The organism is Deinococcus grandis (genome assembly GCF_001485435.1).
GTDB lineage: Bacteria > Deinococcota > Deinococci > Deinococcales > Deinococcaceae > Deinococcus > Deinococcus grandis.
Genome location: NZ_BCMS01000004.1, coordinates 66,826 through 80,573, shown reverse-complemented (window position 1 = coordinate 80,573; position 13,748 = coordinate 66,826). Strand labels below are relative to the sequence as shown.

Below are 13,748 nucleotides of genomic sequence, written 5' to 3'. Positions count from 1 at the left end.
CGCCCACAACCGGTCGGCCCAAGATCGTCTCCTCGCACCCCATCTTCCGTTACAATATCTGAATATGGTCTCAGAAATGCAGATATCTTCCGGGTGGCGGCCGGCCTTGCCCGCCGTGGCCTGGCTGCAAGCGGTGATCGCCACCACCGGCAGCCTGTACTTCAGCGAAGTCATGCATCTGCCCCCCTGTACCCTGTGCTGGTACCAGCGGCTCATGATGTATCCGCTCGTGTTCGTACTCTTGGTCGGTCTGTTGACGCATGACCCCCGGCTGCGCACCTACGGCCTGCCCTTTTCCGTCACGGGGCTGCTGATCGCCGCGTACCACAACCTGCTGTACTACGGCGTCATCCCCGAAGGCCTCACGCAGTGCGCGGCCGGCGTGTCCTGCACCGCCCGGCAGATTGAGTGGCTGGGCTTTATCACCATTCCCCTGCTCAGCCTGAGCGCCTTTACCGTCATCACCCTCAGCCTGCTGCGCGCCCCACCCCGAGGTCAATCATGACCCCATCCATCAAAAAGGCCCCCGTCCTCCTGCTGGTCCTGGGCGCGCTCGCCGTCCTGGCCACGGTGCTGGTGCTGAGCCTCGCCAACCGCGCGGCCCCACAGGCCGCCCTGCCCGCCGACGCCCGTGAACGCCTCATCCGCGCCGACAGCCCCGCCCTGGGCCCCGCCAATGCCAACGTCACCATCGTGGAGTTCTTCGACCCCGAATGCGAAGCCTGCCGGGCGATAGAGCCGGATCTGATGAGGCTGCTGGAGAAGTACGACGGTCAGGTGCGTCTGGTCGCGCGCTATTTTCCGCTGCACAGTAATTCCGTCCTCGCCGCGGGTCTGATTGAGGCCGCCGCCCAGGAAGATGAAGCCAAGCGTTGGCGCGCCCGGGACTACCTGTTTACCAAGCAAAGCGAGTGGGGCGAGCAGCAAACCCCACAGACGAGCAAGTTTCTGGACTACGCCGCAAATCTGGGGCTTGATCGCGAGCAGGTGCAGCGCAGCCTGGATTCAACCGAGGTTCGGGACCTGGTCGAACGTGACCGGCAGGACGGGCTGGCCCTCGGGGTCAGTGGCACGCCCACCTTCTTCGTCAACGGGCAGCGGCTTCAGGAATTGAGCGTGCAGGCGCTTGAAGCCGCCATAGAGGCGGCGTTAACGTCACCGTAGGCGACCGCTCAAGCGGCACCGGCGGAGGCCCCACCTGGGGCCTCGTCACATGAACGGTGATGCGCCGACCGCCGGCCCTGGTGGCGAAGCAGCCCATACCCTGCGTGTGATCTGTGAATTCCTGCTCATCCATTCGTCCGAGCCACTTGATACATTCACGCCGTCTTATGCGGATTCACATGTTTGGCGCGGCGCTCATGGCGGCTGCCTTGATCTCTCTCGGCTCGGCCGCCAGCATCACCGTCAAAGCGGGCGACACCCTGTCCAGCCTTGCGGCGCGCCATGGCACCACGGTCACGGCCCTGCTCCAGATCAATCCAGGTGTGAGTGCCAACCAGCTCCGGGTCGGTCAGAAGCTGACGCTGCCCACCCGGCCGGCCTCAACTCCTGGGGTGACCGTCCGCGCCGCCTCGGTGCGCGTCAGCGCGGTGCCGCCCGTTCAGGGCCGTCTGACCACGCCTTTTAATGCCCAGCATGGGGGGCTGGACCTGGCCGCCCCCACCGGTACGCCCATCCGCGCGACCATGGCCGGCACCGTCAAGAGCGCGGTCTTTGATGCGCGCAACGGGTGGGGCTGGACCATCGTGCTGGAGCATGCGGGCGGCCTGACCACCCGGTACAGCCACAACAGCGTCAATCTGGTGCGTACGGGCCAGCAGGTGGTCACGGGACAGGTCATCGCGCGTGTGGGCAGCACGGGCAACAGCACCGGGCCCCATCTCGATTTCCGCGTGTATCAGGCAGGCATTCCCGTGAACCCGTACGGTCTCTTTTAAATCTGAACAGATGTGAAAGGAGAGAGGATGCGTTCCTGGCCCGTCCCAGTCCGCTGTGTCTGGCGTTCCGATGTGGCTTGGGCGGCGCTGGGTGGCGTGCTCGGTCTGGGGTTTCTCGTCTCGAGCTGGAGCTGGCTCGCCCCCGTGCCCCTGGCCCTGCTCTTCCGTGAGATCCCGCGGCGCACCCCCACCGACACGTTCAAACTCACCTGGCTCTTCGGCGCCGGGTTCTTCGCCGCCCACCTGTTGTGGCTGCCCAGCAGCCTTTCGGGCTTTCTGGGCCCGGGTGCGGTCATCCTGAGTGCACTGCTCATCGCCCTGCTGGCCAGCCTGTGGGGGCTGACCGCTGCCCTGACCCGCCGGCTCCTGGGTTCTGCCACGCTGTGGGGCTTGCCCCTGGCCTGGACGGTCATGGACGCGCTGCGCGCCGCCGGCCCATTCGGGTTCACCTGGGGCAGCCTGGGCTACGCCTGGGCGAAGACACCCCTGGTGCAGGTGGCGGACCTGGGGGGCATTGCCCTGGTGGGCCTGCTGGTGGCTTTGAGTGCGGCTGCCCTGGTGTCGGGGCGGGGTTTGGGACAAACCGCGGTGCTGGGTGCGGTGCTGCTGGCCGCGGGCTACGGCCTGACCCGCCCAGCCGCGCCTGACGGCACACAGCAGGTCCTGCTGGTCCAGGGGAACATCGACCCCCGGCTCAAAGCAGCAGGTCGCCGCACGGAAGAACTGACGCACTACCTGACTCTGACGGCCGCTGGCCTGCGCGCGGCGCCCGCCTCCCTGGTCGTCTGGCCGGAAACGGCCGCCCCGCTGGCCCCCACCACGGCGCCTGTTCGCCGCGCGCTCACCGCCGTGCCAGTGCCCCTGCTCCTGGGTGCCCCCACCCAGGACGCTGGCCTGCGCAACAGTGTGTACGCGGTGCAGGCGGGACAGACGTTGGGCCGCCAGGACAAACGGCGACTCGTGCCCTTTGGGGAATTCTTTCCGGCCCGCGCCGCCCTGGACGGCGTCTACCGCGCGGTGTTCGCGGGGTTGGGCCTCCCACCCTTGACCGGCACAGTGCCCGGCACCACCACGCAGCCCCTGACCCTGGGTGCCCTCCGGGCCGGCGTACTGATCTGCTACGAGTCCACCTTCCCCGCGGTGGCCCGCGCCCTCGTGACCCAGGGGGCCAATCTCCTGGTCACGGCGTCGAACGACGCCTGGTTTGGCCCGTCCACTGGCGCGGAGCAGCACTTCCAGATGGGCCGCGTGCGCGCCATCGAAACCCGGCGCTGGTGGGTGCGGGCCGGCAATGACGGCATCAGTGCGGCGGTCAACCCCCAGGGCCAGGTGGTGGCCCGCTTCCTCCGTGGGGTGGCGGGCGCATTCACCGCGTCCTACGGTCTCGCTGAAACCCGCACCCTGTTTGTTCGCTGGGGTGACTGGGTGCCGCTGCTGGCCGGCATCGGCCTCGCCCTGATGTGGGGTCGCCAGCGCTGGCTGACCTGGCGACTCGCCGATTGACGGTGCGCCTTCAGAAGAGGCAGCTGTCGTTGGCCACAGCACACCCCCGTCATAGGCTGTATGCATGAACATCTTTGCAGGCGTACGTTTGAGGAGGCGCTGTGGGCTTTCCCAGGAGACGCGACATGTCGCGTAGGGCCCAGGCCAATTGGCGCCGCTGGCTGCCGCCGGTCATAGCGGCCGTGCTGGTGATCATGCTGGTCGCGGCCCTGACGCGCCCTGACCACTCAGGGAAGGCTGGGAGCCCACTGCTGGACAAGCCCGCCCCTGCCTTTACCCTGCGCAGCCTGGACGGCGTGGAGGTCCGGTTGACCAGCCTGAAGGGCCGCCCCGTCGTGGTGAACTTCTGGGCCTCCTGGTGTGTGCCGTGCCGCGACGAAGCGCCGCTGCTGCGTTCGCTGAGTGAAACGCAGAGTGACCAGGGTCTCGCCGTTTGGGAATCTCGTTTCAGGAGCCAGCGTTGCAAAATGCCCGGAACTTCATTCGGGCGTACGCCCTGGCCTACCCCAGCTTGATTGATCTGGGCGCCCGCACGGCCATCAATTATGGGGTCAGCGGTGTTCCGGAGACGTTTTTCATCGACCGGCAGGGCGTTGTCCGCAGTGTCGACCGGGGCGGACTCACCACGGCCCGGTTAAGTGAAGGCCTGCGCCGCATCGGGATCAACTGGCCATGAGACGAACCGCCTCATGGCTTCTGCTCAGCAGCACGCTGCCAGCTGCGGCAGCCCTCATCCCCGCATAGGAGGCGCAGGTCCGCCAGATTGGGGCAGAGCTGCGCTGTCCAACATGCACCGGCCTGCCCATCACCGAGAGCGGCGATGCACTGAGCGTTCAGATGCGGCGGGAGGTTCGTGAACAGGTCAAAGCGGGTCGAAGTCAGCGCGAGACTGACGTCTGGATGGTGTCGCGGCACGGCCGCGCCGTTCTGCTGAAACCACCGAAGCAGGGGCTGAATCTGGTGCTGTGGGGGATGCCGTTCCTGGCCCTGGTGGCAGGGGCCGTGCACTTCTGGCGCACCTTGCGTTTCCGGCAGACGAGGCGGGGGCCACGCACGGCGACCGATCCATATCTCGCCCAGGTGCGTCAGGCCACGCAGCCATCAGAGAGCGGCGACCCCCGATCGGGGGTCGCCGCTCGGCCATGCTGTTCCTACCGGTGCTCGGGATGTGGATCTTCACTCAGCCACTGCTGATGCACCTGGGCGTGGCTCAGGTTGAGATGGACATGCTCATCCACGTGATCTACCGCGCTCAGCGGCAGCCAGTGATGCTGGCCGGACTCATCCGTGGTCAGCTTGATGTGCTCGCCGTCCAGACGGTCCACCTGGCCGTGGGGCTGACCATCGGCGCAGACAACGGGCATATGTTCTCTGATCTGATCTTGTCCAGTCATAGTGGCGCCTCCTGAGCCCCGAACGTACGCCCCAGCCACCGCGCTCCGATGAACCCTGAGCCAAGTCACCTTCATATCTGAGTAGACTTACATATGAGCGTCAGCTCAGTTATCATTAGGCCATGACCCCCTCCACCACCCGGAAGGACCATCCGGACCACCTGACTTATTTCGTTGAGGGCATGGACTGCGCCAGCTGCGTGCAGACGGTCGAGCGCATGGTGGCCACGCTGCCCGGCACCAGTGAAGTGAAGACCAGCTTTACCAAACAGACCCTGACCCTGCACCTGGACGAAGGGCAGACGCCCAGAGGTGCCTTGGAGAAGAACCTCAAATCGCTGGGGTACGTGCCGTCCTTGCTGGGCCCTGCGGACGCGGCAGCGCCCCAGGACCATGGCCCGCGCCCCGACGATCATGCCGGCCACACCCACGAGGTCGCGCCCGCCGGCACGCCGTGGTACCGCACCGGTCAAGGCCGACTGGTCGTGGTGTCCGGCGTGCTGCTGGCGCTGGCCTGGCTGCTGGGTTTCCTCCAGCCGTCGCTGTCGACCGCGGGCTATATCGCCGCCACCCTGCTCGGCATCTGGCCGCTGGCGAAGAAAGCGCTTGCTAGCGCCCGCCTCGGGGACCCGTTCAGCATCAACATGCTGGTCAGCCTGGCGGCGATTGGCGCCGTGGCCATCGGGGAAGCCGCTGAGGGCGCCGTGGTGGTCTTCTTCTTCGCGGTCGGTGAACTGCTTGAAGGCGTGGCCGCTGGCCGGGCCCGCGCCGGCATTCAGGCCCTCGCGGCCCTAGCCCCGAAAACCGCCCTGCTGCTGGACGGCGCTCAGCCCCGGGAAGTCCCAGCCGACGCCTTGCAGGTTGGTCAGACGGTGCAGGTCAACCCCGGCGCGCGCGTGCCCGCCGACGGCACCATCCTGACCGGCACCTCCAGTCTCGACGACAGCCCCGTGACCGGCGAAAGTGTGCCCGTGGTCAAAGGCCCCGGCGACGCCGTCTACGCCGGCAGCATCAACACGGACGGCACCCTGCACCTCCGGGTGGACAAGGCGGCGGCCGACAACACCATCGCGCGCATCATCCACATGGTGGAAGAAGCCGAAGGCAGTAAAGCCCCCACCGCGCGCTTCATTGACCGCTTCAGCCGGTACTACACCCCTGTGGTGGTCCTGGTCTCTGCCCTGGTCGCTCTGGTCCCGCCGCTGTTCTTCGGTGGACTCTGGCATGACTGGCTCTACAAGGGCATCAGCCTGCTGCTGATCGGCTGCCCCTGTGCGCTGGTGCTGAGCGTACCCGCGTCCATCACCAGCGCCATCAGCGCTGGGACCCGGCGCGGCCTGCTGATCAAGGGCGGCGGCGCGCTGGAGACCATCGGTTCGGTGAGGACCATCGCCTTTGACAAAACGGGCACCCTGACCGCCGGCCGGCCCCGGGTCACTGACATTGTGGGCGACCAGGTGGGCCGGGCCGAGGTCCTGCGCCTGGCGGCGGCGGTGGAGTCCGGCAGCAGTCACCCGCTGGCCAAGGCCATCACCGCAGCCGCGCAGCAGGAGGGCGTGACCATCCCCGCCGCTCAGGGCGCGCAGGCCCTGCCGGGCAAAGGGGCGAGCGCCACGGTGGAGGGGCGCGCCCTGAGCGTGAGTTCCCCCCGTCACGCGGCAGAACTCGCCCCCCTGAGTCCGGCGCTCCTCAGCACCATCACCGCCTTCGAGGAACAGGGCCGCACCGCCGTCGTGCTGCTGGAAGGTGCCACGCCTCTGGGCGTTCTGGCCATCCGCGACGAACCCCGCCCCGACGCCCGCGCCGCGCTGGCCCGCCTGAAGGACCTGGGCATTCAAACGGTGATGCTCACCGGCGACAACACCCGCACCGGGCAGGCCATCGGCCGGGACCTGGGGCTGGACGTGCAGGCCGAGTTGCTGCCCGAAGACAAACTGCGCCTCATCGCCAGTTACAAAGCGCAGGGCGGCGTGGCGATGGTCGGGGACGGCATCAACGACGCGCCCGCCCTGGCCCAGAGTGATGTGGGCATCGCCATGGGGGGCGGCACCGACGTGGCCCTGGAAACCGCCGACGCGGCCCTCTTACGTGAGCGGGTCTCGGGTGTGGCCGACCTGGTGGCCCTGTCGCGCGCCACCATGGGCAACATCAAGGTCAATATTGCCTTCGCCCTGGGCCTCAAGGCCATTTTCCTCGTCACCACCCTGCTCGGCTACACCAACCTCTGGATGGCCATTCTGGCCGACACCGGCGCCACTGCCCTGGTCACCGCCAACGCCCTGCGGCTGCTGCGCTGGAAAGGCCAGGACGCCCCGACCACTCCCGCTCCCCACACGGACGCTGCGGTGCCCGCGTGACGGCCGCAAAGGCGCCCATCACCCTCTACACCGTGCCCAACTGCCCGGACTGCCACGCCGTCGCGCGGCTGCTCAGCCGCTGCGGCGCCGCGTACACCGAACGAGATCTGCGCCAGGACCCAGGCGCCCTGGCGGCGCTGCGCCAGGTCACCGACGTGCGGGTCGCCCCCGTCACCGTGGTGGGCGAGCAGGTCTTTTTCGGCACGGTGGACCAGCAGCGCCCGGGCCTGCTCGCCGCGCTCAAGGGCACCGCATGAAGTGGCGCCCCCTGCTCCTGGTCCTGGCGCTCCTGGTCGCCGAAGGCCTCCTGAAAGCCTGGGCCGTTACCACCCTTGAGTCAGGGGTGAATCGCCCACTGTTTCCAGGTGTCCTTCACCTGGGCTTCACCCTGAATCCGGGCATGGCGTGGGGCCTGCTGGGCGGCTTTGCCGCGCCTCTGGCCATGCTGCGGGTGCTCGTCGGTCTCGGCCTCGTGGGCGCCCTGGGCCTGGGCCGCGTGCCCCGCCGCTGGATCTGGCCGCTGGCCCTGATCGCGGCGGGCGCGCTGGGCAATGGACTGGACGGTCTGATGCGGGGCGCCGTGGTGGACTACCTCACGTCACCGCTCCTGGACACCGTGTCCAGAGCGGTATCCAGAGAGCCATTTCCTGTCTTCAACCTGTCCGACGTGCTGGTGTGTGCCGGGACAGGCGCCTTGCTCATCCTCTCCTGGCGTCAGGATCGACGCTCCGCCCACGCGCGGAAGCAGCCTCTGTCCTGATGGCCCCCACGCCCCTATTCCCGCTTCCTGTCATCGTCTGGAGACCCTATGAAACGACTGTTGCTGCTGGCCCTCACCGCCTTTCTCGCTGCCTGTAATCAGACCGGGGGTGAGATTGAGGGCGTCAAGAGTTTCAAGTTCGAGGGCGGCGCCCATAAGCCCGGCCGCCTGGAGTACGCGCAGCGCCCACCGGCGGGCGGGGAACACAACTCTGCCTGGCAAAACTGCGGCGTGTACGAACGGCCCATCTACGACGAGTACGCGGTGCACAGCCTGGAGCACGGGGCAGTCTGGGTGTCCTACAGGCCGGATGTGGCGACCAGTCAGGTGTTACAACTCCGCGAGGTCTTGGACGGCCGGACCTACACCCTGCTCTCGCCCCACGAGACGCAAAAGGCGCCCATCGTGCTCAGCGCGTGGAACAAGCAGTTGGAGGTGCAAGACGCTTCGGACCCCCGGATCAAAGCGTTCGTCCAGACCTATGAGCAGGGCGGTGAAGCACCCGAGATTGGAGCCTCATGCAGCGGCGCGTACGACGACACGGTCTGATTCGCTGGGGAGGCGCGGCGCTGGCCACCGCCGCCCTGGGTGCCGGTCTGGCCGTCGTCTGGCCGGCGCCGCCCCGCGAGCCCAGTGCGGACGTGACCTTCGCCCGCGATATGGCCGCTCACCACGCCCAGGCCGTGAACATGAGTGTCACCCTCCTGAGGCGCGCGGCCGACCCCGAAGTGCGCCTGCTGGCCCAGGACATTCTGCTGACCCAGCAGGCGCAGATCGGGCAGATGCAGGGCTGGCTGATGGCCTGGGGCCGTCCGCTGGCCGGGCGGGAGGCGCCCATGAAGGGCATGGACCGTGTGGCCATGGGCATGGCGCCAGCAAGTGAAGAGGCCGCGCTGAACACCTTGCCGGTGACCACCGCTGAGACCCGCTTTCTGCTGCTCATGCGCCGGCACCATCAGGGGGGCGTGACCATGGCCACGTCGGCTCTGAACGCGGTGCGCCGCCCGGAGGTGCGGGCGTTTGCGCAGCGGGTGGTAAGCGCTCAGACCACGGAAATCCAGGCCATCGACGCGTTGCTTGGGGCCCGCAAGGTCACCGTTCCGTCAACCGCCCCGTCCCACTCAATGGACACGATGGACCATGAGTGACCACGGCCACAGCCACGGCGCCGCTGCCAATGCCCGCCAACTCACGCTGGCGCTGCTCCTGACCGGCAGTTTCCTGGTCGTTGAGGTCATCTATGGCCTGCTCTCCGGCAGCCTGGCCCTGCTCTCAGATGCAGGCCACATGCTCACCGACGTGATGGCCCTGGCTCTGTCGCTGTTCGCGCTGAAGATCGGCCAGCGGACCGCTGATCGCCGCCGCACCTTCGGGTACCGCCGCGCGGAGATTCTGGCGGCCACGGTGAACGCGGCGGCCCTGTTCGCCATCGGGCTGTACATTCTCGTCGAGGCGTATGGACGGCTTCGGGCCCCGGTCGAGGTGCAGACCGCCCCTATGCTGATCGTGGCCACCTTAGGGCTTGTGGTGAACCTCATCAGTGCGCGCCTGCTGGTGCAGGGCAGCGGGGACAGCCTGAACATGAAGTCGGCCTACCTGGAGGTCATGGGTGACCTGCTGGGGTCAGTGGCCGTCATTGTGGGCGCGCTCCTGATCCGCTTCACCGGCCAGACCTGGATTGATCCGGTGCTGGGCGCGTTGATCGGCCTGTGGGTGTTGCCGAGAACCTGGCAGCTGCTCAAGGCGAGCGTCAATGTCCTGATGGAAGGGGTGCCGGACGCTCTGGACCTCAGCGCGCTGAGGTCTGAGCTCGCCGCCCTGCCGGGCGTGACAGATGTACACGATCTGCATGTGTGGAGCGTCAGCAGTCGCCAGCTCAGCCTCACGGCGCATCTGGTCAGTCCGGCCCCACCTGCCGACCTGCACGCCCGGATCAGCGAAGTGGCCAGCCGGCACGGGATTGAGCACGTCACAGTGCAGCTTGAGGCGCCCGGTGCCCACCGCACGGCCAACACCCATCTTCACCCTTAATTCCCCCCTGTTGAAGGACACACCATGACGTCTGACTCCCTGCCCCTCGCACAGGCCCCCCGGTCCTGGCAGCGCTCGCTCACCTTGGCGCTGCTGGCCGTGGCGGCCCTGCTGTCCCTCACCCTGCTCTACAGCCGCCTGCGCAACCCGCAGGGCCTGCTCGGCACAGCCTACCCGCCTGGCACGGTGGCCCCGCCCCTGGCCGGTACCGGCGACGACGGCCGGCCCCTGGCGCTGGCTGATTTCAGGGGCAAAACTGTCGCCGTCTTTTTCGGCTTTCTAAATTGCCCCAATATCTGTCCCACCACCCTGGCGGCCCTGGAACGGGTACGCCAGACGCTTCCAGAGCGGCGCCGCAAGGACTTTGTGAGTCTGCTGGTAACGGTTGATCCTGGGCGGGACACGCCGGCGAAGCTGCGCTCGTACGTGCGCTATTTCAGCCCGGACGCCCGCGGCCTCGTTATTCCCAAGGTGCCGCTGCGTCAGGCGGCGGCCGCCTGGGGCGTCGGGTTTGAGTATTCGAATATCACGGCGCCCGACCGCTACGACGTCAACCACACGACCGGCGTGTACCTGGTGGACCGTGAGGGCAACCGGCGGGTGGTCTGGGACTACACGCAATTGAACCTCACGGACCGGATCGCTGCAGACGTGAGGACGGTGATGCAGTGACGGCGAGTTTAGCAACCAGCGTCTACACTGACGTAATGAGAACCACCTCTCAGGACGACGTGTGTGAAGTGACCTGCCTGCATCCGGAGGCCGTCCAACTGGCGCGCACCCATCAGCCTGAGGACGTCTGCATCGAGGACGCCGCCGCCTTCTTGAAACTGATGGCGGACCCCACTCGGCTCAGGATTCTAAGTGCGCTGAAGACCACCGAACTGTGCGTCTGTGATCTGGCGGCGGTGGTGGGCATCAGCGAGAGTGCCGTCAGTCACCAACTGCGCCTGCTACGCACCGGCCGAATCGTCACCTTCCGCAAGGAAGGCCGCATTGCGTATTACCGCCTGCTTGACCACCACGTCACGACCACCATCCGCAATGCCCTGGATCATGCGACCGAGTAATGGTCAACGGCGGACGCTAACGATTGCCCTGCTGGGCGGCGCAGTGGTGAGCATGCCGGTCGGGTGGTGGCTAGTGGACAGCCTGCGCTGGCGCTCGCCGCTGTACTGCATTGAGACGCCGGGGACGCTGTGGAACGGTCTGGCGCCGCTCCCCGCGGGCCTGAGCCCCACCTGTCCGGACAGCCAGAGTTACCGCCGGGAAGTCCAGGCTGGAGAGAGCCGGGTCGAGCAGTATCTGGTGTCCGGCTGGCAACCGCTGATTGCGGCCCAGGTTCTGAGAGACAAAGGCTTTGTGCTGCTGGACGACGAACTGCGGGAGGCCACCCACTACTCGGCCTTCATGGGCCGCACCGTGCCGGCCGAGTTGCACTACACGGCCGTGCAGAAGGGTTCCAACACCCTGATCACCATCAGCGGGGGCCCAAGGTGAGCTGGTCCAGGTGAAGGCGCAACAGATGGCCCAGGCCCAGATGCGCTGGCTGCTGAGTGTCCTGAGTGTCCTCGGCGCCTTCGTGTACCTGGGCCGCGAGCCTCTGGCCCTGGCCACCCAGGCGCAGCCGCGCATGCGGGGCATTCTGGACCCAGCGGGCCGGCCGAGCCGGCCGAGGGGCACGGCGCCCACTGCGTGTTCTGTTTCTCGGCGGCGTTTGCGCTGGTGCCCGACCCTGAGCCGGGCCGGGGGCGCGCGCTTCTCCAGCCGCGTCTGGTGGTGCGGCCACCCGGCCAACTGGCCCTGCGCCCGGGGTGGCGCGTGCAAGCCCGCGCACCACCCGGCTGCGGATTGACCCGCCGCACAGGCCCGGTGACGGGCCCTGCCGCCCGTTCAGCCGCCCGACTCACTGTTCATTGAGGAGTGCCATGATTCGTTCCGTTGCAGCCCTGCTCACCGCCACCTTGCTGTCTGTGGCCGCCGCCCACGCCACCGTCCGCACCGAGAGCGGCCTGAGTGAAAGCAAGGTGGGCGTCACCGAGACGTACCGCGTCAATGTCCCCACCGAAAAAGAAATCAGGACCACCCAGATTCGCCTGGTCGTGCCAGCGGGGCTGAGCATCACCCGCTTTGAGGTCACCCCTGGCTTCACCCGCACGGTCACCAGGAATGCCGATGGCCTGGTCACCGAAGTGGTCTGGAAGGGCCGCGTGGCCCCTATGGAGTACGCGCGTTTTTTCTTCCAGGCCCGCAATCCAGCCGCCGCGGGTGACCTGACCTGGAAGATCTATCAGACCTACAGTGACGGCTCGGTGGCCGCCTGGGACGGCCAGGATCCGGAGAAGGGTCCCGCCAGTGTGGTGACCGTCAAGTGAGGGGGCTGTTTCCTCGGCTGCTGGCCCTGGCCCTGCTGGTGTCCGGCGCCGCCCTGGCGCACGCGGACCTGACCCGCATCACCCCAGCTGCTGGCACGACGGTGGCGGCGCCTGCGACCGTCACTCTGCAGTTCAGTGAGCCCCTAACCACCCGATTTTCCACCTTCCGCGTGATGAAAGTGCCAGCCGGGACGAGCCCACAGAAGGCGGCAGGTCAAGCACTGACCCTGCGGGCGGACGCCCCTTCCTTGGCGAGCAAAGCGGTGACCTTGCCCGCCACCGCGGCCATCATTCGGCTGCCCCTGAAAGCGGCCCTGCCCCGTGGACTTTACGTGGTGACTTGGAAAATTCTGTCGGATGACAGCCATCCGGTGACCGACTTCCGCACCTTCACCGTCCGGTAGGGCTGACGGGTGTCTCTCCTGATTCTGGCCAAATGGCTGATTTATGTGGGCACGGCGTTGCTGCTTGGCGGCGTCGCCGCGCGGGCGTGGCGACCTGACGGACAGCCTGGCGTGCGCCCGCTGGCCCTGGGTGCTGGCCTGCTCCTGATGGCGAGCGCCGCCCAGGTCGCCCTGCCACTGGCCGCCCTGGGCTACCTGACCCCGACCGATGTGCCCGCCTACCTTCAGCAGACCGTGCCGGGCCGGGCCGTGCTCACGCTCCTGCTCGGAACGGCGCTACTCCTGGCCGGCGCGTTGGTGCGCTGGCCAGCCTGGATCAGCCTGGCGGCCGCCGGCGCGCTGCTCTGGGGGCTGGGCGGACTGGGGCACGGTGCTGGCCATGGTCCCAGCGTTCGGCTTCTCCACGCGGCGCATGGCGGCGCAATGGCCGTCTGGCTTGGCGGCGTGCTCACGTTGGTGGCCTGGCCGGACGGCCGTCTGGCAGCCCTGACCCGCTTCGCACCGGTGGCCACGGCCTGTGTGCTGGTGCTGGGTGTGACGGGCATGGTGGCCACCTGGGAACATGCTGGCGGCGTGCCCACGCTGGACAGCCGTTACGGCCGGCTGCTGCTGCTGAAACTGGTGTTCGTTGGCGTGACGCTGGGGGTGGCGGGCCTGCTCCGGCGACGCCTGGCGTATCAGGGCCGCGTGGACGCCCTGCTGTCACTGGAAGTGGCGCTGTTGAGCCTCATCCTGGCGGTCACCGCCAGTCTGTCCGTCACGCCGACGCCCACCCACGGAAGCGTCCCCTTCGGCCCCCTGTTGACCTGAACAGCAGCAGAGGCCAAAGGAGTCTTCCCCTGGCCTCTGCTGCCGGTGCGGACTGCAGGCGACCCGTTGTGCCGACCACACTGGGGGTGGCGTGGCCGTCGTTCACCTCACCTGTACACTGAAGAAGCCTGACATGGGTCAGGCTTTCATGCGGCGGCGCCCATTGGGGGCGCC

At 67.6% G+C, this 13,748-nt stretch carries 17 protein-coding genes and 2 pseudogenes; 18 read left to right on the top strand and 1 reads right to left on the bottom strand.

What is annotated here, in order from left to right:
• Positions 1-64 precede the first annotated feature (64 nt).
• The 6 genes and pseudogenes from DEIGR_RS17970 to DEIGR_RS21650 all read left to right on the top strand — a co-directional run.
• Positions 65-505 (top strand): disulfide oxidoreductase, encoded by a 441-nt coding sequence (locus DEIGR_RS17970; RefSeq protein ID WP_236704966.1) that lies wholly within the window; start codon positions 65-67, stop codon positions 503-505.
• Positions 502-1,164 carry a DsbA family protein gene (locus tag DEIGR_RS17965; RefSeq protein ID WP_058979697.1) on the top strand — a complete coding sequence of 221 codons (663 nt, stop codon included), beginning with the start codon at positions 502-504 and terminating at the stop codon, positions 1,162-1,164. Before DEIGR_RS17970 ends, DEIGR_RS17965 begins: the two co-directional genes overlap by 4 nt.
• A 179-nt stretch (positions 1,165-1,343) precedes the next feature.
• A complete protein-coding gene (locus tag DEIGR_RS17960) occupies positions 1,344-1,940 on the top strand; it encodes a M23 family metallopeptidase (protein WP_236704965.1) in 597 nt (198 codons plus the stop codon).
• Between the two features lie 27 nt (positions 1,941-1,967).
• Entirely contained in the window at positions 1,968-3,443 is a 1,476-nt protein-coding gene (lnt, locus tag DEIGR_RS17955; RefSeq protein WP_083524296.1) for an apolipoprotein N-acyltransferase, read from the top strand.
• A gap of 125 nt (positions 3,444-3,568) precedes the next feature.
• Positions 3,569-4,119, top strand: a pseudogene (locus DEIGR_RS20020) (redoxin domain-containing protein).
• An 80-nt stretch (positions 4,120-4,199) separates the two neighbouring features.
• Positions 4,200-4,637: pseudogene (locus DEIGR_RS21650) on the top strand (cytochrome c-type biogenesis protein); the annotation flags it as partial.
• Here DEIGR_RS21650 and DEIGR_RS20010 read toward each other — a convergent pair.
• Positions 4,595-4,807 (bottom strand): DUF2171 domain-containing protein, encoded by a 213-nt coding sequence (locus tag DEIGR_RS20010; RefSeq protein ID WP_236704973.1) that lies wholly within the window; start codon positions 4,805-4,807, stop codon positions 4,595-4,597. The pseudogene DEIGR_RS21650 and the gene DEIGR_RS20010 sit on opposite strands and share 43 nt — an antisense overlap.
• A 152-nt stretch (positions 4,808-4,959) precedes the next feature.
• On the opposite strand from DEIGR_RS20010, the gene DEIGR_RS17945 reads away from it, so the two are divergent.
• The 12 genes from DEIGR_RS17945 to DEIGR_RS17885 all read left to right on the top strand — a co-directional run bounded on the left by DEIGR_RS17945 (position 4,960) and on the right by DEIGR_RS17885 (position 13,574).
• Positions 4,960-7,194 carry a heavy metal translocating P-type ATPase gene (locus DEIGR_RS17945; protein WP_058979690.1) on the top strand — a complete coding sequence of 745 codons (2,235 nt, stop codon included), beginning with the start codon at positions 4,960-4,962 and terminating at the stop codon, positions 7,192-7,194.
• A complete protein-coding gene (locus tag DEIGR_RS17940; RefSeq protein ID WP_058979688.1) occupies positions 7,191-7,451 on the top strand; it encodes a glutaredoxin family protein in 261 nt (86 codons plus the stop codon). Before DEIGR_RS17945 ends, DEIGR_RS17940 begins: the two co-directional genes overlap by 4 nt.
• Positions 7,448-7,954: a signal peptidase II gene (locus DEIGR_RS17935; RefSeq protein WP_058979686.1), complete on the top strand. Its 507-nt coding sequence runs from the start codon at positions 7,448-7,450 to the stop codon at positions 7,952-7,954. The genes DEIGR_RS17940 and DEIGR_RS17935 overlap by 4 nt, the downstream gene beginning before the upstream one ends.
• 48 nt (positions 7,955-8,002) lie before the next feature.
• Positions 8,003-8,503, top strand: a complete 501-nt coding sequence (locus DEIGR_RS17930) for a DUF3105 domain-containing protein (protein WP_058979684.1) — start codon at positions 8,003-8,005, stop codon at positions 8,501-8,503.
• Positions 8,473-9,102: a DUF305 domain-containing protein gene (locus tag DEIGR_RS17925; protein ID WP_083524294.1), complete on the top strand. Its 630-nt coding sequence runs from the start codon at positions 8,473-8,475 to the stop codon at positions 9,100-9,102. The genes DEIGR_RS17930 and DEIGR_RS17925 overlap by 31 nt, the downstream gene beginning before the upstream one ends.
• A complete protein-coding gene (locus tag DEIGR_RS17920; RefSeq protein WP_058979682.1) occupies positions 9,095-9,985 on the top strand; it encodes a cation diffusion facilitator family transporter in 891 nt (296 codons plus the stop codon). Before DEIGR_RS17925 ends, DEIGR_RS17920 begins: the two co-directional genes overlap by 8 nt.
• Positions 9,986-10,009: 24 nt before the next feature.
• On the top strand, positions 10,010-10,657 hold the full coding sequence (locus tag DEIGR_RS17915) for an SCO family protein (protein WP_058979680.1): 648 nt from the start codon (positions 10,010-10,012) through the stop codon (positions 10,655-10,657).
• A gap of 35 nt (positions 10,658-10,692) precedes the next feature.
• Positions 10,693-11,055: an ArsR/SmtB family transcription factor gene (locus tag DEIGR_RS17910; RefSeq protein WP_058979678.1), complete on the top strand. Its 363-nt coding sequence runs from the start codon at positions 10,693-10,695 to the stop codon at positions 11,053-11,055.
• A gap of 73 nt (positions 11,056-11,128) precedes the next feature.
• Positions 11,129-11,485, top strand: coding sequence for a hypothetical protein (locus tag DEIGR_RS17905; RefSeq protein WP_083524309.1), 357 nt, complete (start codon positions 11,129-11,131; stop codon positions 11,483-11,485).
• A 473-nt stretch (positions 11,486-11,958) separates the two neighbouring features.
• The gene (locus DEIGR_RS17895; RefSeq protein ID WP_322787168.1) at positions 11,959-12,360 is read left to right on the top strand and encodes a DUF1775 domain-containing protein; all 402 of its coding nucleotides are present in this window, start codon (positions 11,959-11,961) and stop codon (positions 12,358-12,360) included.
• The gene (locus tag DEIGR_RS17890) at positions 12,357-12,764 is read left to right on the top strand and encodes a copper resistance protein CopC (protein WP_236704964.1); all 408 of its coding nucleotides are present in this window, start codon (positions 12,357-12,359) and stop codon (positions 12,762-12,764) included. The genes DEIGR_RS17895 and DEIGR_RS17890 overlap by 4 nt, the downstream gene beginning before the upstream one ends.
• Positions 12,765-12,773: 9 nt before the next feature.
• Positions 12,774-13,574, top strand: a complete 801-nt coding sequence (locus DEIGR_RS17885; protein ID WP_153013935.1) for a CopD family protein — start codon at positions 12,774-12,776, stop codon at positions 13,572-13,574.
• The last annotated feature ends 174 nt before the right edge of the window (positions 13,575-13,748 follow it).

Coding starts and splice junctions, on each gene's coding strand:
- DEIGR_RS17920 (WP_058979682.1), top strand. CDS start 9,095: ATGAGTGACCACGGCCACAGCCACGGCGCCGCTGCCAATGCCCGCCAA.
- DEIGR_RS17970 (WP_236704966.1), top strand. CDS start 65: ATGGTCTCAGAAATGCAGATATCTTCCGGGTGGCGGCCGGCCTTGCCC.
- DEIGR_RS17960 (WP_236704965.1), top strand. CDS start 1,344: ATGTTTGGCGCGGCGCTCATGGCGGCTGCCTTGATCTCTCTCGGCTCG.
- lnt (WP_083524296.1), top strand. CDS start 1,968: ATGCGTTCCTGGCCCGTCCCAGTCCGCTGTGTCTGGCGTTCCGATGTG.
- DEIGR_RS17945 (WP_058979690.1), top strand. CDS start 4,960: ATGACCCCCTCCACCACCCGGAAGGACCATCCGGACCACCTGACTTAT.
- DEIGR_RS20010 (WP_236704973.1), bottom strand. CDS start 4,807: ATGCCCGTTGTCTGCGCCGATGGTCAGCCCCACGGCCAGGTGGACCGT.
- DEIGR_RS17915 (WP_058979680.1), top strand. CDS start 10,010: ATGACGTCTGACTCCCTGCCCCTCGCACAGGCCCCCCGGTCCTGGCAG.
- DEIGR_RS17965 (WP_058979697.1), top strand. CDS start 502: ATGACCCCATCCATCAAAAAGGCCCCCGTCCTCCTGCTGGTCCTGGGC.
- DEIGR_RS17910 (WP_058979678.1), top strand. CDS start 10,693: ATGAGAACCACCTCTCAGGACGACGTGTGTGAAGTGACCTGCCTGCAT.
- DEIGR_RS17930 (WP_058979684.1), top strand. CDS start 8,003: ATGAAACGACTGTTGCTGCTGGCCCTCACCGCCTTTCTCGCTGCCTGT.
- DEIGR_RS17925 (WP_083524294.1), top strand. CDS start 8,473: ATGCAGCGGCGCGTACGACGACACGGTCTGATTCGCTGGGGAGGCGCG.
- DEIGR_RS17935 (WP_058979686.1), top strand. CDS start 7,448: ATGAAGTGGCGCCCCCTGCTCCTGGTCCTGGCGCTCCTGGTCGCCGAA.